This is a genomic window from Flavisphingomonas formosensis, assembly GCF_009755815.1.
Classification (GTDB): Bacteria; Pseudomonadota; Alphaproteobacteria; order Sphingomonadales; family Sphingomonadaceae; genus Flavisphingomonas; species Flavisphingomonas formosensis.
The window spans coordinates 971,816-991,269 of the sequence record NZ_WRPK01000001.1; the positions used below are offsets into that span (position 1 = coordinate 971,816).

The following is a 19,454-nucleotide window of genomic DNA, read 5'->3' on the forward strand; positions in this document are numbered from 1 at the left end:
CAAGAATGCGCGTGCTGGCGAGGCACTTTGCGATGGCCAGCCGTCCGCCGCGCGCATAAGGGATCTGTCGATCCCGGCCGTTCGGCCGCTTGAGGGGGGTGCGACGATATCATGGGACTGGCGCGATCGCTGCTGGACAAGGGCCGGCTGTTCTTCCTGCTGCGCAAGCAGAATGACAGCGCTGCGCTGCGCGCGCATTTCGCCGCGCGGCACGGGATCGAGGTAGGCCTCTATTCCTACGGCTGCTTCGATCGCTGGCGCATGCCCGGGCCGCTCAAGATCGGCCGTTATTGCTCCTTCGCCAAGACGGTGCGCGTCGTCGATGCGAACCATCCGGTCGAGGCGCTGACCACGCATCCTGCCCTTTACGAGAAGCAGTTCGGCGTGGTCGACAGGGATCTGATCCACGCCGCTCCCCTGATCGTCGAGGACGATGTCTGGGTGGGTCACAATGTCGTGATCCTGCCGGGCTGCAAGTTCATCGGCCGCGGCGCGATCATCGGCGCCGGATCGATCGTCACGCGCGACATTCAGCGTTACGAGATCGTGGCCGGCGTGCCGGCCCGCCACCTGCGGCAGCGCTTTTCGGAGGAACTTGCCGCTGCGGTCGAGGCCACGCGCTGGTGGGAGATGGACATGGCACAGCTGCGCGAGCTCGTCGCTACGCATCGCGACACCGTCTATGCGCCGACGGCCGAGACGCTGGCGGCTGCCTTCGCGGATCGGCGGCCGTCCCGCTGATCGAGGCGGGCGCACGCTCAGCCCTGATCTCCTGCCGGCAAGGTTAGGCCGTAGGGATTGGCGCCGAACCGGGTCTCGATCGTGTCGAAATACAGCACGCGTTCGCTGATTCCGGGATCTGCGCCATGATAGCCCCAGTGGGGGACGTAGACGCCGGCCTTGAGATAGGGGCCGATCAGGTCGCGATGCGCATTGGGGCCGCGGTCGTTGACCACCAGCGTATCGCCCAGCCAGCCGAGCACGCTGCCCTTGCCGCTCACCGACCAGTGGACGCGGAAGGTCCAGCGCTGCCAATGCCCCTTCACCACCGGGACAGTGCCGATCTGGCTGATGCCTTCGGTGTTGCCGAACGCCGATCTGGTGGTGATGATGCGGGTATCCCAGCTCTTCTTGATCACCCAATGATCGTTGGTGATGTTGAGCTCCAGCGGCGGATATTTACCCGGTTCGAGCAGGAAGAAGTCCTTGGAACCGTGCCACTGCATCGCGATCACCGGCGTCGAGGCGTTTTTCCAGTCGGCCGGCACGAAGATGTTCGACCGATACCAGACCGTCCAGCCCACCGGTGTCGGCCGCATGCGCAGTTCGCTGCGGAAATTGCCCTTCACCTTGCTGTCGGTCGGCCTCACGCGGAAGCCGCGTGCGGTTCCCGCGTCACCATCCAGCCCCTTCACGGTGAAGGTCGAACCCTCGCAGCACGCCTGAATGGCATAGTCGGCATGGCCGCGGAAAAGCGCGCTTTCGGATCGTACGAACTGTTCGTCCGGCTCGAACGTGAGCGTCACGGGCGTGCCGTAGCGCATCGAAAGAACCTTGTTGGCGATCAGGTGTGCGCCCAGCGCGGCGACTCCCAAGGCAAGCGCAAGCCAACCAAAAACCCGCCTGAGCATCACTCGCATGAATGTCCCCGCCACCGATTCTGTCGCGACCATATGCTTCGCCGCGCAGCATTTCGCATGAACTATTTTTGCATTGCAAGAAAAGGCGTGGCTGGTAAACCGCAGGTGGGTGGATCGCAGCCCGAACGGCTGTGACAGCGGCGACATAGGGGGTTCGAGCGCGAATAATGCCGGACATGTGCGCTTTATCACACAGCCTATCCCGTCGAATCGCCTAATTCGGGGCTGACATGCTCTTTTTCACGTGGCCGTTTGCAGCATTTTTCGCGATATTCTATCCGATCTATCTGCTCAGCCGGCGAACCGTTCTCTCGCGGAATCTCGTATTCATCATCGCGAGCTACTTCTTTTATGGTTGGTGGAACGTTCATTTCCTGGCGTTGCTGGCGTTTACCACGGGCCTCGACTATCTGACCGCGCTCGGCGCGGCGGGGCGACGGCTCGATAGCCAGCAACTGGCAAAAAGCTGCGGTTTCCTGCTGCTCATATCGGGAATCGGCTTCGCGCTGAACGGCCTGCGCCAGGCGGAATTGCTGCTGCTGCCTCCCTTTGCTGCATGCGCACTCTTCGCACTTGCAACATGGATTCTGAACCGCATCGAAGATCGCCAGCGTCGCGCCAAGACGTGGCTGCTGCTCTCGATCGTGGTGAACCTCGCGGTGCTTGCCTTCTTCAAATATGTGAACTTTTTCGGCGAATCGCTGGACGAGGCTTTTTCCGCGCTGGGCGTGCATCTCGGCTTCGTCGCGCTGAACATCGTGCTCCCGCTCGGCATCTCCTTCCACACCTTCCAGTCGATCGGCCGGACGGTGGACACCTATCGCGGCAAGCTGGAGCCATCGACCGGCTTCATCGAATTCGCGGCCTTCCTCTCCTATTTCCCGCAGATCCTGGCCGGTCCGATCGAACGGGCGGGGCACATGCTGCCGCAGTTCCGCACCATTCCGCCGATCACCTGGGCGCTGATCCGCTCGGGCGCGATGCTCTTCCTGTGGGGCCTCGCCAAGAAGATCGTGGTGGCGGACAATCTCGCCGCGATGGCGAATCCCATCTTCGCCCATCCGGAACGGTTCAGCTCGGGTGAGCTCACCGTCGCTCTGCTGGCCTTCACCTTCCAGATCTATTGCGATTTTTCCGGCTATACCGACATGGCCCGAGGCCTCGCCAAGATCATGGGCTTCGATCTCCGGCTGAACTTCAACCTGCCCTATTTCGCGCGCACACCCTCGGAATTCTGGCGGCGCTGGCACATCAGTCTGTCCGAATGGCTGCGCGACTATCTGTACATCAGCCTCGGCGGCAATCGCGGCACGCAGTTCATGATGTACCGCAACCTGATGCTGACCATGTTGCTCGGCGGGCTGTGGCACGGCGCAGCCTGGACGTTCGTGATGTGGGGATTCCTGCACGGCGCGGTCCAGGTGATCTATCGGATGCTCAACATCGACGACCGGCTGAAGCGTGTGGACGACGGCAGCGCCAAGGGTGTGATCGCCAATCTCGCCGCCTGGGCGGTATTCATGCCTATCGTCTGCGTCACCTGGGCCTATTTCCGGGCGGAGACCATGGCGCAGGCGAACATGATGCTTGCCCGCATCGCGCGGTTCGACGGGATGACGTCGGGTGCCTGGTCCACTTTGGCCTTCTACGTCGTGCCGCTGTTCCTGATCGAATGCGGGCTGCGGTTCGCGCCGCTGCGTATCCGCTACGAACGCTCGCCTTTCCTGCTGCGCTATACGGCGGTGATCGGGCTGCTTTACTCCGTGATGGTGCTGACCTCCTCGCAGGGGCAGGCCTTCATCTATTTCGATTTCTAGGGATGGGCTGGTGACGGGCGCGAAGATCCTCCGCAAAACGGCGATCGTGATCGCGCTGGCGCTGTGGACGCTGGCCTTTGGCGAGCTGTTCATGCGCCTGATCGAGCCGCAGGCGCTGATGCCGCGCTACGTCACCGGCACGCCCTACGGCATTCGCGGCAACATCCCGGGCGCGACCTACCATCACTATACGCCCGATGTGAGCGTGGAGTATCGCATCAACCGGCAGGGCATGCGCGACGATCGCACCTTCGCAGATGCGAAGCCGGCCGGCACCTGCCGCATCGCGATGCTCGGCGATTCCTATTTCGTCGGCTATGAGCTCGACCTGAAGGACACGATCGCGCACCGCATCGAGGCGGGGTTGCGTGCCGCGGGCTATAAGGTGGAGGTGCTGAACTTCGCCGTCTCCGGTTTCGGCACGGCGGAGAATCTGATCGCCTATCGCAAGGAAGCGCGCGCCTTCCATCCCGATCTCGTGCTGATGCAGTGGCAGGTGACGGATTATGATGACAATGTCCGCTCTGGCCTGTTCGCGCTGAAGGACGGCGCGCTCGTGCAGACCAGCGATCGTTTCCTGCCCGGCGTCGCCACGCAGGACAAGCTGATGAAATCGGCCCTCTACCGCACGCTCGCCGATCACAGCCAGCTCTACAATTTCCTGCGCGAGCAGATCGGCTGGCGTGCCAAGCAGCTCCTGGCCTTCGTCCGAAAGCGCGAGGCGGGGCCGGCCGGCGGCGAGGAGGTGGAGCAGAACACCTATCTGATCAGCCCGATCCAGGTGCGGCTCGCAGCCGCTCTGCTCACCGAGGCGAAGGCCGAGGTGGAACGGGACGGGGCGCACATGATGGTGGTCGATATCCCGAACCGCACGCCGGAGCGGGTGTTCAGCTCCTCCTACGATCTGATGCCGCCGGAGGTGAAGCAGGCCCTGCCGCCAGTGGATGCGATTCCCCTGTTCCGCCAGGCGTTGAAGAAGGACGGCGCGACGCTCTTCTTCCCCCACGGCGCGCGCCACCTGACGCCGACGGGCGCGGCGCTGTTGAGTGGGGAAGCGATAAGACGCATAGAGGAAAGCGGCACGCTCCGCGGCTGCCGCTAAAGCGATGCGATTGCCTCGCCTCGGCTTTTGCGGGTGTGGGGAAGAGGCGCCGAAGATCGCGGTGCCGGAGTGCAGGTGGGAGTTGGTGAGATGAACCAGGCTATCGCATATCGGCGGCCAGCGGCGGCTCCGGCTAAGCCCCTGCGTAAGCGCTCGGTGCATCAGCTCTTGATCCTGGGGTTTCTGATCGTTCTTTGTACGCCGATCACGATAGCTGGATATGTGGGTGGTGTGCTTATTACGCCTTATCGCGTTTACGTGATGATACTGTTCCCGTATATGCTTTTCAAATTCTTTACGGATAAGTCTATTAAGCCTGGGCCGGCTGACTTATTGGTTTTTGTTTACAGCGCGTGGACTATCATGTGCGTTGTAAATAATATTGAAGACGGCGTGCAGCGTGCTGGGCAATATTTTTTAGAAACAGTCTGCGCATACCTGCTTGCCCGAGTGACTATCCGATCAATGGATGATCTGCTTCACGTTGTTAAGTTGATATTCTATTTTAGCTTGGTGGCTTTTATTCTCGCTGTACCAGAAGCGATAACGCGAAAAAAGTTCATAATGGACACTACCTCTGCGATGACAGGCATGCACTATGCTCAGTATGCCGAGGGCGCCGACGTTCGATTGGGTATGAGACGGCCTCAAGCTTTCTTTTCCAATACTATTCTCTATGGCCTCTTCTGCGCAAGTTGCATTGCATTGGTTTGGTATACAGCCAAAGATAAAATGACGCGCTGGTTTCGGTTTGCGATACTCGCTGCTGCAACGTTTTTTTCGCTTTCTTCAGGACCTTTGCTTGCAATGAATGTGCAGCTCTTGATGATCTTTGGAGAGTACGTGACAAGAGGCGTGAAAGGGCGGGTTCCTATAACGCTAACATTAGGTGCAATTGCCACCGTCGTAATGAATGTGACTACAAATTCTGGGATCGTAGGCTTTATTGTTAATCATCTTACATTTAATTCCGCTTCAGCGTTCAATCGTATCCTTATATGGAATTGGGGAGTTTTTAATATTCAGCAACATCCAATTTTCGGGCTTGATGCTGATAACTGGGTACGCGCGCCATTTATGAAGCCTTCATGCGATAATTATTGGATTGTAATCACGATGCTTGGTGGCTTGCCGGCCTTGTCATTTTTGATCCTAGCGATTCTGACTACGATGTGGAAGTTTGCTAAGATTGATACTCGCCGGCTGCCTCCCATTTATTCTCAATTTCGCACGGGATGGTTTTTCGCATACATTGCATTCGCTTTTACTGGCTTCTCGGTGATGTTCTTTGGCGGGATTCAGCCCCTCTTTTTCTTCATGCTTGGCATCGGTGGTTCGGCGATCCCGATCTATCAGCGGATGCTACGCAATTCGCAGAGGGCTGGCGTCGGAACGAGTGCTTTGGCGTAATCGCGTGTTTAACCAGGTGACCGCCAGTCACGGTCTTGTTGGAGGTCCTAATGGGTTTTAATCGGCCTCTACATGGCCTGCGTGGCGTTGCCTCACTGATGGTATTTTTTGCTCATATTTCCTATGGTTATTATGATCATTTTTATCATCAGAACGCGACGATGGCTTCGGTGGCGGCTTACTTCGCCAATTTCGGGACTTTTGGTGTCGAATTATTTTTCATAATCAGCGGTTACGTGATCACGTCGAGCTGTCTGAATTATCCTCCTCGCGAATTTTTTGGGCGGCGATTCTGGCGCCTTTATCCATTGTTTGCCATGTTTACGCTCCTCTATTTTGTGCTCAATCATTTTTATCCGCAAGATCCAGGTCGTGGCCATTTGGCGAGCTTGGTATCCAATCTCCTATTTCTCGACATTTTCCTCGGCACAGTGCCGTTGACGCCGAACGCTTGGTCGATCTCGTTCGAGGTTTGGTATTACGTTGCTACCTATATGCTGGTGTATAGTGTGATCCGGCGCGCCGACCGATTTAATCCGTTCTTGGCCGTGGCAGCTATCGCCTTCGCCGGCTTCATGGTGGCTGCTTTCGATATCACAGTCTATTTTGTAGGCGGCGCATTCCTATTCTTCATCAATAGCCGCATCATGCGGGACCGCTTCGAAATGCATGCAAAGACGTTGGCTGTTACAGCGGTGCTCATCGTTGTCTCTGTCATCGCAACGCTTTGGGATTTTCCTCCCAAGACCTATTTGGAGGTGCCCGGCACCGAGCTCGCCGGCTTGGCCCTGGTGGTATCGACGCTCTTTCTCGTGATGCTGTTGTTGCATGAGGATAACATTTATTCACGGCTCTTGCTGAGCCGGCCGCTCCGCTTCATGGGCACGATCAGTTACTCACTCTACCTCACGCATCCGTATACCTATTTGGTGATCCGCCAGATTGGCTATAAAATCAAACTCGGCTCGTACCCGTGGTTTGTGACCTTCCCTGTTTACCTGCTTGCGAACATGATCCTTGCGCTGACGGCTTCCTGGATTATCCACAAGGTTGTGGAAGTTGGACCCTACAGGCTTATCTACAACAGTCGAATTTATCGGCAGCCGGATACTAAAATGGCGTGAGAGGGAGTTGGTTTTCTCTCTGGCTCCCGTGGAAAGCTCGCGTCAACTGGCTCTGGTGAAGCCGCTACGTAGCTAGGTGAGAGGGCTATCTCGTTTGTTTTGATCCGCGAGAGCGTAGAGGTGCCTTAACCCATCGGGTTTTGCTTGCTGCGCGCGCGAAGTGCAAGTTGACGTCAGGAAATCTAGCTATTACGCAAGATGGATTTGGTGGGAGTGCGGCGAATGGGATTTTTGCTACTTCGGCCTGGCGCATTCCGCCTTCTATTGGCCGGACTGGTCTTGATAAGTCATTTGAGTAGCTTTTCGACGGGCCGAATTGGAGTAATATTGTTTTTTCTTTTGAGTGGCTATTGGATATCTGATCTTTGGCGTAGGCAAGGCGTATATGGGGCTCGCCTTTTTTTTATTAACAGATTTCTGAGAATTTGGCCGCTTTATATTATAGCTGTGTTGGTAGCAGCCGCGTTATTAGGTCGAAATCTACACATTTGGAATTTTACGATCTTCGGCGTTGCTTCCGCTCCGGACATTAAGCCGCTGGGAGTAGAGTGGTCGCTGGATATTGAAGCCCAATTCTACCTCTTATTACCGTTGCTGTTGACGATGCGCCCGTCTGCTTGGCTAATTGTGCCTGCGACTTTAATTGGGTGGACGGTTGTTTACTATACAGGAATACATAATGTATTCATGTATATTCCTGCATTCTTTGCAGGTATGCTTCTATACAAATATCGGGAGGTGCCACTTCCGGCGTCTGCTATGCAGGCTCTTCTAGCATTTTGTGTGCTGACGGGTATCTTCGCTGTATTTCCGGCGGGACGGGCAATGCTGAGCAACAAAATACCTGACGTTATGAATGAAGATATATTTGCAATGATTTGGGCAGTGCCGCTCGTTGTGTATATTGGTCATTCTCTGCGTTTGAGATCGGGAAAGTTCGATCGCCATTTAGGTAATCTGTCTTATCCTTTGTACCTCGTACACGAGCCAATCATACAGTATGTTAATCCCCATAGTTCGGTCGTAAAATTGGGTATAATTGCGGGCGCGATCTTGATCGCCGTGTTGTTCTATGTGGTATTGGATATTCCGATCGAGAATTTCCGCCACGCGCTGTTAAAGCGGCTTGAGGCGCGTTCGATACAGAATAAGGAAATATGATGGTCCGGATGTCATTGATCGAAGCGTGACACCGACCACAAGATATGTCTCTTGCTCACCCTCCGGCTTCAGTTCGGTATTCTCATCTTCATTGGCCCGTGGCGATCTGCGAAATTGATTTTTACCGCAGACCGCCTACGGGATTGTGGTCCTCGATGAACTAAGGTGCTGGTGACGCAAGCTATTCGGCCGGCACATCTGCTGTCGATTTAAAAAGATCACGCTTGGTTCCTAAATTCTTTAACTTGAGCGCTGGCTTTTCGATGAAATGCCATGACAGGCTGGCGGGTATGAGAACTAGGGGGAAGGCGGTTAGGGCGTGAAGCGCTGGGGTTAAGCCGGGCGTTTTCATTATTAGGAACTGCTGGATCGGAAACGCGTAAATGTAGATGCCATAGGAGTAATCGGGCCAACGGCTGATGCGGCGTAATATCTGACTGGGTACGAAAGCCAGCCACAGCACGAACGCTGCCAGGGCGGCGGAAAGAGTGAGATCATAGAAAGGGGTCGCAGCAGTCAGCCAGGAAATGAGGCCCAGCGCGGCTGCGTGCCATATGCGAAGTTTGAAGCGATTGCCGAAAGTGGCGTAGGCCATGCCGAATATGAAACACGCGTCGAGGCGAGACATTAAGAGCAGCCGCGTCGAGATCCCGCCAGAAGGCCGGTGAGCTTGGAAAGCGACGAAAGCCAGGATCATGAACAGGCTGACAGCGAATGTCGCGGCCCGCCGGCTATCGCTTCGGAGCAGGCCCAAACCGCTGGCGAAGGCAGCCAGAATATAACAAATTACTTCATAGGGCAAAGTCCAGAGTGAGCCGTTTACGGCTGGCATCGGGTTATGTTGGAATACACCCGGAAGAATATATTGTATGGATAGGAGGCTTATGTTGCCGACTGCAAACCGGAGAGTTTGAACATCGGTAAAATAATCGACCAGAGGGCGAGAGGTTGCGAAGATCCCCAAAAATACGATCGATAAGAGGATACATGCGCTAAGCCCTGGGAATATGCGCAGAGCCCTTGCCCGGGCAAATTTGACCAGGTTCGCCGAGCGATTGAGCGAATTCATGATCAAGAAGCCACTCATCGTAAAAAATATGCTAACGCCCGTCCAGCCCATCGTTCGACCGATCAGTTGAAAGAGCGGATCTTTTATCGCGGGCTGGTTCAACAGGTCGTAGGCGTGCGCTACGATGACCATCGAGGCTGCAACGAACCGCAAGAATGTGAAATTGTTATCGTGCCGCTCGGTCATTTGCCCCATCTCAATGCAAGCTTAGCCATTCCGAAGTCCGCAATCGCTTATCAGGCTCAAGCAGAATCTTCATCAAAAAGCGGTTTCCTCGCTATCCATAATCGCATTTTGTATCGCATATGCGAAGGCCAATCCAACGCGACGCTGCAGTCTTCAAGTAGCGGCTCGAAAATAATCCATGCTCGGTGTGGAGGTCATGGAGGCGCTTCTAACCATAGACTTAGCATCTGCCAGCCGTGCGGGCGTGTCAACGAAGGGGATGCCGTTCAGAAAAATATGCCGCAGCGCAGCAGGGGCCCGAGGCGCCCGTTGTTTCCAAGGTGGGGGGCGCTTTCGATCTTGCCCCACTTCAAGGCCGCATTTGGTTCTCCCGTCGTGCGCGATCGTCAATGCGGCTTTCGGCGTAGCCAGCAGGCCGGGCGCACCTGCGCCGGCGATCTACCTTCAGCAGGTTCGCACGAATGGTGTGTGTCATTGCGGGCGATCTTCCGACGGGGGTACGATCGCCGCGGCTTTCGCCACGGCCGTATCCTTGAGCGCCGTGGCGCTTCCGCCGCCCGCGAGCAGCAATCCCATGCCTGTGCCGAATTCGATGATGTTGAATCTGTGGTCGATCAGGAGGTGCGCCCCGGTGAAGGAGATGCCCGCTGCCACCGACGCGAACCAGCAGAGCCGCGCGACATCCAGATGCCGGTTGCCGATGCCCTTGAGGAAATTGAGGGTCACCGCGCCAGCTCGAAATGCGGCCCGTCGAAGAAATCGGGGCCGGGATGGCGGGTGCAATATTCGCTCACCGCCTTTTTCAACGACGCGGGGCTGCGGCCTAGCTCCAAAAGTGCGCGATCCCAGACGCCGCCCCAGCGCAGCGAAACGCCTCGTTCGGCCGCCGCAGCCCGCATTGCGGATGCGATCGGATAGATCAGCGGCCATTCCCAGCGGTTAGCCCCTTCGATCCACGGCACGAGATCGACGGCGTGGCCATAGCCATCCGCCTGCTTCATATGCTGACTGAACTTCACCTTCGTGACGCCTCGCCCGAGATAGGCATCCTGCGTCGCCTGCGTGCGCAGCCCTTCGTAGACTGAGAAATCCTGTTCGGTGATAGTGATCGCGCGGCAAACGACGTGCGCGATAGCCGGATGCACGCCGGACAGGTTGGCAAGAGATTTTGCACCGAGAGAATAGGTCATGACATTCCTTTCGGCGGCGCCTGCGTGGCGACGGGTGCCTTCTGGGTTTCAGGCACCGTGACGATGCCGGTCGCGATAAGGAGGAGGAGCATGAATGCAGACAGAGCCGCGAACACAGGCCAATAGAAAATGACTGCTTTGCGCGCGCCCCGCATTCCGGCCTCGTAGTCGTGCGCCGATTCGAGTTTGTCGACGCGGGCAGTCAGAGCCTCGCCCCGCACCTTGAGATCCGCCAGATCCTCGTTAACACGGTTCGCTTCGATTTTCGCCAAGCGTTCGAGCATGCCCACCTGTGTCTGCTGAACCTGGCCAATGGTGCTGGTCAGCCGCTCCACGCTGGTCGCAGTCTGTCGCACGCTCTCCGCAAGATTGCGGATAACCTCATATTGGAAGCGGACGTCGTTGGCTTTGGGTGAGGCGTGGCCGTCAGGCATGTTCAAGGCTCACTTGTCGGCATGAGAGGGGGACGGGCCAAGATAGACTCGCGCAATGCATTTGATTACAAAAGGTAGCGCCAACCGTCCTGACTTGGCGGGGGGTGTGGTGATTACGGGGGCCGACTGTGCACATGCTGCGCCATATCTTCACAGCCTTGGCGGATTGGCTGTCTTGCAAGAACGCCACATGTTGGCGCTGCGGCGAGCCTGCTATCCCAGGCAGGCTGGAATGCATGGAACATGAGCAGGGAAGGCCAATGTAGGGCACAGAGCGAACGGGTCGCGCCATCAGCCGCTCACATAGTCGCCGAGGCCGGCGGCTTGATAAAAAGGTTGGATAGGAATGCTCGGCAGGCCACTATACTGGCCGACGAGCATGGAAGCCAGGTTGGCCATGTCGTTCCGGACGTCGGGCAACTTGTCGTAATTGAAAGGCTCGCTGCCATAAGGGCCGCTCACGAACGCCGCGCCTCCGGAAAACGGCGTGTCAGAAAACGAATAGGTGATCGCCTGTTTCCCTGCCACTACGGCGCCTATGCTGTGGCCGGTGGGATTATAGGTGGTCGCGAAGCTGGACGAACCGCTGAACCTCAAGCCGCCGCGCCGATCGCCATGAGCGGCCGCGTTGAGCAACGTTACGCTATCCGCGCCGTTAAGGTCGATCGTCACTGTACACTGGCCGTCGTTGTTGCGCGCGACGCTGAACAGCTTCGGCCCGCGCAAATCCTTCACGCTCTGGCCACGCATCAGGTTCCAGAGATACGCGAGACGGCGCATTTCCTCGTCGTAGCCGCCATTTTCAAAGTGGTACTGGTCGCCCGACACATGCTTGATGTCGAGCAGGTACGGGCCGAGGAAGAACAGGTCCGGATTGTCCTGACATGCCTGCCATATTGACTTGTTGAGCGCTTCGAAGCGGACGTCATCAGCGCCCCATACGGAGGTGCAGGGCACGAGCAACCCTTTGACCGGCCGTCCCGTCACCGCCATGAGCGCCTGCACTTCCGCTTTTACATTGGCGGTGTAGGCGGTCGACTTTGCGGTATCCTGTAGATCATACTGGCCACCGATGTAGATGAAGCTGCCGAAATCGCCGCCGGCATGATCGATGCCGTCGAGCACGGCGGAATAATTGTCGCTGCCAGGCGCGCGCTGCGTCGCGTCGGTCGCCCCGCGACCGCCGATGATATTGCACATCGGAAAGGCGGAGGTAAGGTTCTGGGCCGTCGCGCCGAAGGTCGCAATCGGCGTGTTGCTGGCGGGGATGAACTGCCGCCGGGTGTCCGGTGTCGGCCAACTCATGTTCCCGACCTGCGTTCCGATCAGGCCATGGATGGCCCAATAATCAGCAGGTGCAGCAAGCGCTCCTCCACTGGTCGCCAGCAACGGATTGACCTCAAGGCTCTGCCCGAGCCAGAGGATCACCTCGCCAGCCTTCGCGATCGGACTCGGCGGCGAGACCGCGTGGCCCGAGCTGACTATATCGTTCCGTTGCACCCGAAAGACGATGCCAGCACTTGGCGGGGTGTCGATCGTCGGCGCGTTGCCTTTGAAATTCAGCTGGTCATCGGTGCTGAAATTGCTGAGCGTTGTCCAGTCGAACAATTGGCTGCCGCTCGCGTCGTCGATCCGACACTGAAGACTTCCGGGGTTCTGCACGGTCAGCTTGCCGCGCACCTTGAGGTTAAGCGAACCATTAGCCTCGCGCTGAAGCACGCGGTTGGGCGCGAACAGGCGCGCCATGAGCTGGCTGTTGGGATCACCCACTGTAAATTCGCTGGCGCTAGAAGCCGGGATGCTCCCACGGAAGCCATGCTTGTAGGTAAGCGGCGCCGCTTGCGACAGTTGCGTCGCCACCACCTGATTTCCGAGCCGGCGGCCATTATGGTAGAGGGTGACGATCTTGTCGGATCCGGACGGTGCCCATTCGAGGCAATAGCTGTCATCGTCCAGGCCGGTGTCAGACGTGGAGAATGCCCCTCCGGCGGCCGTGCCGCCGCCGGCATTGACTGTGCCATTGAGGAATGCTCGCAACGAACAGCTTCCCGCAACGCCCGCGGCGCCGGTGCGCAGGAAGGCGTAGCCACTCAGGCCCGCCGTGCCGCCGCCGGCGGCGATGGTGAGATGCTGCGGACAGAACAGACCGGACCCGATCGCGGAACCGCCGGTGTAAGTGCTGATTTTCCCGGTATAGGTGATCCACTGGCTGTTCGACGTGTCCGTCTGGATCGTGACGAATGTGCCATTGGCCGCCGAACCCTGGCCACCCGAAAGCCGCCCGCTGCCATCCGTGGTGATCGGGTTATTGTTCGATCCGGTGTAGGCTGTGGCCGCCCAAGTCTTGCTGCCTTGAGTAGTTGTCCGAGCTGTGATGGTCGAGGAAGATCCCGAGAAATCGTCAAGCACCGCGGGATTGCCGACGGGCGGCGGCGGCGGCGTATAGATGCTGGTAAGATCGCCATACGCGATGCCGCTTGCGGCGGAGGTCTTAAGGACGGTGAAGACGCCGAACTGCAGATTGACGTTGTTATACCCGCTCTTGCTGTTCACCGTCACGCCCGCGACAGGTTTCAGGTGGATGGTTGCAGGGCCATATTGCTCTACCTCGGCATACCAGCCATCACGGTAAGAGGCCGGATCGAAGCGTACTTCTGCGTCAGCATTGGCGTTCACCCGCACATGGAACCCAAGGTCGCTGTCGAGCAGGGAATAGTTACCCGACACTGTCTTGATCGGCTTGCCGCTAATCGTCGCCGCGACGGCCTGTTGCGCCGCCTCGCGTGCAATGCCCGCATCTTCACGCGCACCCGATGCAGCGCTCAGGAGATCACTATAACTCGCGCCCACCAGCAACTCGCCCGTATCATCGAAGCCCAGCACCTTGCCTGCGCGATCGGCGGCTACCGGTGCGTTTCCGACGGTTTCCCCCGGCGGCATCAGGATGGCGCGCTGGAGCAGGCCGTTCATGTAGATGTCGCGTGCCGCCGCGCGGTCCAGTGCGTTGGTCACGACTTCGGGCAGATAGGGCGCCTGGTTGCTGAACGCGATCTGCTGCTTGAACGAGGGGGTGGAGAGGATGAACAGCGGGTCGCCCGGTGCGGGCGCCGTGGCGAAGCGGATCGTGCCGCCCTGATCGCCGGGGATCACGCTGTACAGGCCGGGATCGAGGATCGCGCTGCTCCCGTCCTCGGCGATGCGCGCCACTGCGATGCCGGGGGCGCCGTCGGTGACAAACATGTCGAACGCGAAGGGAAAATCGGTGACGACGCCGTCCGGAGAGAACGGCCCCGCATGGGATTCGATGTTGGAAATCGGCATGACGGCCCTTTCGGTGGAATATCGAAAGGCTAGGGAGGGCAGGGGGATTGCCGCCAGCCCTGTCCTCGCCCGTCCCGCCAGATGCGAAAGGCGGGAGCGGGAGGAGCCTGTTATCAAGGCGCGACGTGGCCGATTCATCGGGCCTTGATAGGAACCCGTGCGGGGCTCGAGCGAAATCAGCGCTTGATACGCCGGCATCTTCGGGATTGCGTACAAGGCGCGCCATCGATGCTGGCGTACGCCCGGGTGCTCCGGGCGGGCGCGCCGTTCTGGCACTGCGCGCCCACCCTACCCCACAGATCGGCCGGCCGCGTGGAGCCCGCGCAAAGAGGCGTCTCGTCCGCCGGAGCCCCAATTCCGCATCGCGGCGTGCGGCATCCTCGGGCACACGCTGCATTGTCGGGATAACTATCTGGAGGGCATATGCTTTATTACGCGAGGACGGCTTTTGCCGTTCCGTGGCGCCGGTTAAGCGCGATGATCGGGATTTTGCAATGGATGCGGCAGATTCACGCAATCTTCTCCGTTTTCGGCTACCTGCTTTCGCCCTATCTCCCTGTGTAATCAGGGCTTTGGTCAGAATCGGCGCGGGCGGCATGGCGAAGGAGCAGGACGAGGCGCACCGCATCACCGATCCCGAATTCGGCGTCCCCTATATCACAGCCGAAACGATCCGCGCACATCCGCGTTTTGCTGAGGCGCGCAGCCTCTATCTGCAGAATCTGCTCACGCTCTATGGCGACGATCCGTTCCTCAACAAGCTGTTGCTGGAAGCGGCGCGCACCGTCGTGTTCGGTGGCATTATATGCCTCGTCGCCGCGCAGGACCCGGCCGATCGCACCACCTGGCCGACCCTCGCAAATGTGAAGCGCCTGCTCGAGCCGTTTCGAATGAGCAGCCCGCGGCGAATCGAGCAGATCGTCTCGCGCCTGATCGCGGTCGGCTATGTTGTGCAGCGCAGCGCGCCGAACGACGCGCGCGTGCGGCTGCTGGCGCCGACCATGCCGATGCTGCGCCATGACCAGGATTGGCTCGCGGCCTATTATCAGCCGCTTGCGCTGCTGTATCCCGGCGCGCTCTACGAACGGCCGCTGGCCCGCGATCGCGCCTTCCAGTTCGCGCAGCGCCGCGCCGCCTTCGCCTTCAATCCGCGCTCGGCGCAGGTGCTGGTCGGCAATCCGGACATGATGCTGTTCGCTGGCCGCGACGCCGGCGCGCTGATCCTCGCGCAGGTCGTGCAGGATGCGCAGCACGGGCGGAATAGCTCTTTCGATGCGATCGGCCGCCGCTTCGCGGTCTCGCGCACGCATGTGCGGCTGCTCCTCCAGGATGCCGCCGCGCGCGGCCTGATGCGGCTGCACGGCCGCGGCGGCCAGCAGGTGGACCTGCTGCCGCCGCTATGGTCGATGCTCGACCGCTTCGTGTCGGACGGCATGTCCGCCCACGATCTCACCGCCGCCGTCGCCCGCCGCGCGCTGGAAAGCGAGGCGCGGCTGCGTGAGGTGGGTTAGGGCGCGGGATCAACCTATGCCATCGTAACCTTACCTGGAAAGGCTGGCGGTTTCGGGATTTTCTCCCATTTTTCAGGGCTGAATTGTTTGGAGAAATTGGTCGCTCCGCCAAGAATGCTGCTCGCGGTGCCGAATGCAGCATCCAGCATCGTTCCTCGTGCCGCGGCCCGGTTCCCGATGGCGCTGGCGCGATTGCTCCAGCCGTCGACGTCATAGCCGCGGATCTGGCTCGCAGTGCCGCGTCGCTGCCGGTCCAGCGCATCCTGGCCCAGCATCGCGATGTCGTCCTGCGCCTGTGCGGCCGATCCGAAGCCGACGTCCAGCCCGCTCGCTGCCGCCGCCGCGCGTTGCGCGCCCATCTGCTGCGCGGTCTTGCGCTGCAGGTCCCGGTCGGCGAGTTGCCCTTCTGTGATCGCGTCCTTGGCTTGGTCGGCGGCGAACTTCGCCCTTTGGTCGGCCACATTGGCGGCATAGCGTTGCTGGCTGGCTTGAACCATGCCGGAGGTCAGCTTGCTTGCAGCGGTCACCGCTGTGGATGCAATGATCAGTGTTGCGGGGTCGCACATCAGCGTTGGCTCCAGAAAAAGTGAAAGGGTTGGTTGCCGATCATGTGCAGGTCCGGCTCGACGACGAATCCCCAGCGTTTCAGCAGCCGGATCGCCGCTCGGTTGCCGCAGGACACGGCATTGTCGAGCCGCGGGAAATCGGCGTGCATGCGATCGAGAAAGGCGGGTCCGAAGCGCAGGAGCGCCCGCCCATGGCGCAGCACGGCGTCCGATCCGAGAAACCAGGGGATGCCGCTGCGCTCCAGCGCCGATCGCGGCGAGACGCCGAACATTGCCTGCGGTTCGCCGTCTACCAGCGCGCTCCAAGCGACGGTCGCGCCCGCAAGGCCGATGGCAAGCGCGGCGTCCGGCGCATGTCCGGCCGCGGCACATTCCAATCGGTCGATCGTCCGCATCCGTGCGGCAATGGGCGCGACATGGCCGGGCGCGGCCTCGATGATGGACAGGATCATGCGTCCTCCGTCACGATCGGGTCGAGGAACGCCGCCGTCAGCGTGAAGGGCAGCGGATAGCTTTGGCGGATGATGAGGCTGCTCTGATTGGCCGCCACCGGCTCCATGTCCACCTCCACATCCTCGCTCAGCAGATGAGCCGGCTCGCCCCACGGCTCGTCCAGCCGCGGCTTGAGCTCGTAAAGGCTGTCCTGGTCCGGCCCCGCGAAGAGGCCGCGCGTGTTGACGAGGCGCAGCACCGCGCGGCCGACCATCTGTTGCTTGCCCATGTTCGTGCCGTCGAGCGGGAAGCTCAGCGGCAGCGTTTCGACCGTCGCCGTGTAGGGAATGCCCGCATGGATCACCTTCGCGGCGACGGGTAGGAAGGCCTTTCCATCCGTCACTATGAGCCCATCCTGCACGTTTCCGTCCGCCAGCGCGCTGATCGTGCGGCCTTCGAGATGATGCAGGTTGGTCAGCGTCTGGGTCGGCTCGTCAAAGGCATAGGAGACCGCGCAATCGAGATGGCAGGCGTCGATGACATTTTCCCAGGAGGGCGAGGCCATGCGTTCGAGGAAGCGCTTTTCCCCGTCCCCGAACGCCCGCCGCACCACCAGATAGAGCCGGTCCTCCGTGCGCTGGGTTTCGGTATCGATGATCTCCGATATGACGCATAGCTGCTCGACGAAACCGTCCGTTTCGCAGATCGTCCAGCCCCACACCTCCTGCTCGGCCTCCCAGGTGAAGCAGAGCAGCTTGCCGTCGTCGCGCGCCGCCCAGATGCAGGAGAGCGGATCCTGCGCATAGGCCCAGGAGGTGATGTCCATGTTGCGGAACAGATGCGGCGAATAAATGGCGACGTCGTTGGACGAAAAGCCGTTGATCTCGAACTTGAAGCCAATCGCGCGCACCGAGGTGCCGACCTTCGGCTTGAAGAACACCGCACTGTCGATCACCAGCGGATTGAGGCGGGAGGAGCCGCGTCCGGATTGCTTGCGCGCCACGATCTGGGTGGCGGAGAGATAGCCGCCGGCGTCGTCGCCGCCATTGACCTTGATCAGCCCGTCAGAGGTGAGCAGCAGCAGATCGGTGAATGAAACGAGCTGGTTCACCGAATTGACCTTTTGGCCCACCGCCACGAACGACAGGGAATCGTCCGCCTTCAGCGGCGTCGAGGTGTCGAAATTCTCGAAATCGGCGGATTGCGATCCCCACACGCCGTTGGGCTTGTTGATCGTGCGCCCCAGCATCAGCCGCTGCTCGTGGAAGGTGACGGTGGAAGGATAATCGCCGGAGGCCGCGAACGGATTTTCGCCCTTCGGCGGGCCGTCGGTCAGGTCCGGGCCGATATTATCGTCGCGGAAGGCCGTCGATTCGGTGGTACCGATATAACCGTAACTGCCGCTATTGTCGGCTTTGTAGACACGATAGCGCTCGGCGCCGGTCACTCCCGTCCAGCTCAGCGAATTATAGTTGCGCTTCAGCGTGAGATCGTTGGTGAAGGTGACGGAGTTGGACGCGCGGCTTTCCTGGCCGCTGTCGTCGTCGACCGCGGTCACGACATAGCTGGCGGGCTGCGGGAAATAGCTGTTGCCGTCATTGTCGTCGTCGGTGTTCGGGATGTAGGCGACGCCGGTCAGTCCGGTGGGCGGTGAGAGCGTAGGGCCGAACGTGACGTCGGCGAAGCTCCAGCTGGTATGCCCGCCCCGCACCAGCTTGGTGACCGGATAGTTGAGGTGCGCGAGATACATGGTGTCCGCCGTCTGCTCATAATCGACCTCTTCGAGATCGACGGCGTTGTACGGCGAACCGACTTTGTAGAGACGTGCGATACCCATCAGGGAAACATCCTGTGCAAGATGTCGGCGAAACTGCTGCCACCGCCTACGACGACGGGCGGCGGCGGCGTGACCACGGGGGGCACGACGGGATCGGGCGGCGGTGGCTCGGGCGCCGCGGTCCGGGTGATGCCGCCGGTGGATCCGGTGAAGGCGCCGAACCCCGTGCCGTCCACATCGATCGAGAAAGTGTCGTCGTCGATCGCTGCCAGCACGCGGAAGGCGCGATCGTTGAGTTCCGTCATGCCCTCGATGCCCTTGAAGAAGACGTCGTCGCCGGGCGCATAGCCGTGGAAGGCGGCGGTGATGACGATCGGATTTGCCTGCGTCGCGCCCGTGACGATCAGCTCTTCCTCGAGCACTATGCCGCCGAGCGCCGCGGGCCGCATATAGCCCTGGCCCATCTCGAGCACGTATGTCTGCTCGATCGAGAATTCGAAGGGGAAGAGCCGCACGGGCTTTGCGAGGTCGCTTTCCCGGATTTCCATGACAAGGCGCGTGCCCATTCGCATCTGCACGCCGCCATATTTGAGGATGACGACGTTGGTCGCCTGCTTGAGACCCGAATTATAGGCGGCGACATCGATCCGCCCCATCAGTTCGGGGGAGATGACGCCCTTGGAGAAATTGTAGAGGCCGGCCCGGAAGCTCATC

The 19,454-nt window shown here is 59.7% G+C and carries 17 protein-coding genes; 7 read left to right on the forward strand and 10 right to left on the reverse strand.

Going from position 1 to position 19,454, the window contains the following annotated elements:
* The first annotated feature begins 111 nt into the window (after positions 1 to 111).
* Positions 112 to 741: a CatB-related O-acetyltransferase gene (locus tag GQY20_RS04740; protein ID WP_157215844.1), complete on the forward strand. Its 630-nt coding sequence runs from the start codon at positions 112 to 114 to the stop codon at positions 739 to 741.
* A gap of 17 nt (positions 742 to 758) precedes the next feature.
* On the opposite strand, the gene GQY20_RS04745 is transcribed toward GQY20_RS04740, so the two are convergent.
* Complete coding sequence (locus GQY20_RS04745) at positions 759 to 1,640, reverse strand: polysaccharide lyase (RefSeq protein WP_198350830.1); 882 nt, start codon at positions 1,638 to 1,640, stop codon at positions 759 to 761.
* Positions 1,641 to 1,870: 230 nt separating this feature from the next.
* Here GQY20_RS04745 and GQY20_RS04750 point away from each other — a divergent pair, with 230 nt between their 5' ends.
* From GQY20_RS04750 to GQY20_RS04770, 5 genes are all read left to right on the forward strand, one after another.
* Positions 1,871 to 3,457: an MBOAT family O-acyltransferase gene (locus GQY20_RS04750; protein ID WP_157215846.1), complete on the forward strand. Its 1,587-nt coding sequence runs from the start codon at positions 1,871 to 1,873 to the stop codon at positions 3,455 to 3,457.
* A 10-nt stretch (positions 3,458 to 3,467) separates the two neighbouring features.
* Positions 3,468 to 4,559 (forward strand): SGNH/GDSL hydrolase family protein, encoded by a 1,092-nt coding sequence (locus tag GQY20_RS04755; protein WP_157215847.1) that lies wholly within the window; start codon positions 3,468 to 3,470, stop codon positions 4,557 to 4,559.
* Between the two features lie 90 nt (positions 4,560 to 4,649).
* Positions 4,650 to 5,969 carry an O-antigen ligase family protein gene (locus GQY20_RS04760; RefSeq protein ID WP_157215848.1) on the forward strand — a complete coding sequence of 440 codons (1,320 nt, stop codon included), beginning with the start codon at positions 4,650 to 4,652 and terminating at the stop codon, positions 5,967 to 5,969.
* Between the two features lie 50 nt (positions 5,970 to 6,019).
* The gene (locus GQY20_RS04765; protein WP_157215849.1) at positions 6,020 to 7,093 is read left to right on the forward strand and encodes an acyltransferase family protein; all 1,074 of its coding nucleotides are present in this window, start codon (positions 6,020 to 6,022) and stop codon (positions 7,091 to 7,093) included.
* Positions 7,094 to 7,315: 222 nt separating this feature from the next.
* Positions 7,316 to 8,254 (forward strand): acyltransferase family protein, encoded by a 939-nt coding sequence (locus tag GQY20_RS04770; RefSeq protein WP_157215850.1) that lies wholly within the window; start codon positions 7,316 to 7,318, stop codon positions 8,252 to 8,254.
* A gap of 181 nt (positions 8,255 to 8,435) precedes the next feature.
* Here GQY20_RS04770 and GQY20_RS04775 read toward each other — a convergent pair whose 3' ends face one another.
* The 5 genes from GQY20_RS04775 to GQY20_RS04795 all read right to left on the reverse strand — a co-directional run bounded on the left by GQY20_RS04775 (position 8,436) and on the right by GQY20_RS04795 (position 14,730).
* Positions 8,436 to 9,509: an acyltransferase family protein gene (locus GQY20_RS04775; protein ID WP_157215851.1), complete on the reverse strand. Its 1,074-nt coding sequence runs from the start codon at positions 9,507 to 9,509 to the stop codon at positions 8,436 to 8,438.
* A gap of 471 nt (positions 9,510 to 9,980) precedes the next feature.
* Positions 9,981 to 10,235 carry a hypothetical protein gene (locus tag GQY20_RS04780; RefSeq protein ID WP_157215852.1) on the reverse strand — a complete coding sequence of 85 codons (255 nt, stop codon included), beginning with the start codon at positions 10,233 to 10,235 and terminating at the stop codon, positions 9,981 to 9,983.
* Positions 10,232 to 10,699 carry a M15 family metallopeptidase domain-containing protein gene (locus tag GQY20_RS04785; protein ID WP_157215853.1) on the reverse strand — a complete coding sequence of 156 codons (468 nt, stop codon included), beginning with the start codon at positions 10,697 to 10,699 and terminating at the stop codon, positions 10,232 to 10,234. The genes GQY20_RS04780 and GQY20_RS04785 overlap by 4 nt, the downstream gene beginning before the upstream one ends.
* Positions 10,696 to 11,133: a hypothetical protein gene (locus tag GQY20_RS04790; RefSeq protein ID WP_157215854.1), complete on the reverse strand. Its 438-nt coding sequence runs from the start codon at positions 11,131 to 11,133 to the stop codon at positions 10,696 to 10,698. Before GQY20_RS04790 ends, GQY20_RS04785 begins: the two co-directional genes overlap by 4 nt.
* Before the next feature lie 291 nt (positions 11,134 to 11,424).
* Positions 11,425 to 14,730, reverse strand: coding sequence for a hypothetical protein (locus GQY20_RS04795; protein ID WP_198350831.1), 3,306 nt, complete (start codon positions 14,728 to 14,730; stop codon positions 11,425 to 11,427).
* Positions 14,731 to 15,050: 320 nt separating this feature from the next.
* Between GQY20_RS04795 and GQY20_RS04800 the strand changes: the two genes are divergently transcribed.
* Positions 15,051 to 15,965, forward strand: a complete 915-nt coding sequence (locus tag GQY20_RS04800; RefSeq protein ID WP_157215856.1) for a hypothetical protein — start codon at positions 15,051 to 15,053, stop codon at positions 15,963 to 15,965.
* A 14-nt stretch (positions 15,966 to 15,979) separates the two neighbouring features.
* Here GQY20_RS04800 and GQY20_RS04805 read toward each other — a convergent pair whose 3' ends face one another.
* The 4 genes from GQY20_RS04805 to GQY20_RS04820 are packed head-to-tail and all read right to left on the reverse strand — an operon-like array spanning position 15,980 to position 19,453.
* Positions 15,980 to 16,531 carry a hypothetical protein gene (locus GQY20_RS04805; protein ID WP_157215857.1) on the reverse strand — a complete coding sequence of 184 codons (552 nt, stop codon included), beginning with the start codon at positions 16,529 to 16,531 and terminating at the stop codon, positions 15,980 to 15,982.
* Positions 16,531 to 16,983 carry a hypothetical protein gene (locus GQY20_RS04810; RefSeq protein ID WP_157215858.1) on the reverse strand — a complete coding sequence of 151 codons (453 nt, stop codon included), beginning with the start codon at positions 16,981 to 16,983 and terminating at the stop codon, positions 16,531 to 16,533. The genes GQY20_RS04805 and GQY20_RS04810 overlap by 1 nt, the downstream gene beginning before the upstream one ends.
* Positions 16,980 to 18,800: a hypothetical protein gene (locus GQY20_RS04815; RefSeq protein ID WP_157215859.1), complete on the reverse strand. Its 1,821-nt coding sequence runs from the start codon at positions 18,798 to 18,800 to the stop codon at positions 16,980 to 16,982. Before GQY20_RS04815 ends, GQY20_RS04810 begins: the two co-directional genes overlap by 4 nt.
* Positions 18,800 to 19,453 (reverse strand): ubiquitin-activating E1 FCCH domain-containing protein, encoded by a 654-nt coding sequence (locus tag GQY20_RS04820; RefSeq protein WP_157215860.1) that lies wholly within the window; start codon positions 19,451 to 19,453, stop codon positions 18,800 to 18,802. The genes GQY20_RS04815 and GQY20_RS04820 overlap by 1 nt, the downstream gene beginning before the upstream one ends.
* Position 19,454 lies beyond the last annotated feature (1 nt).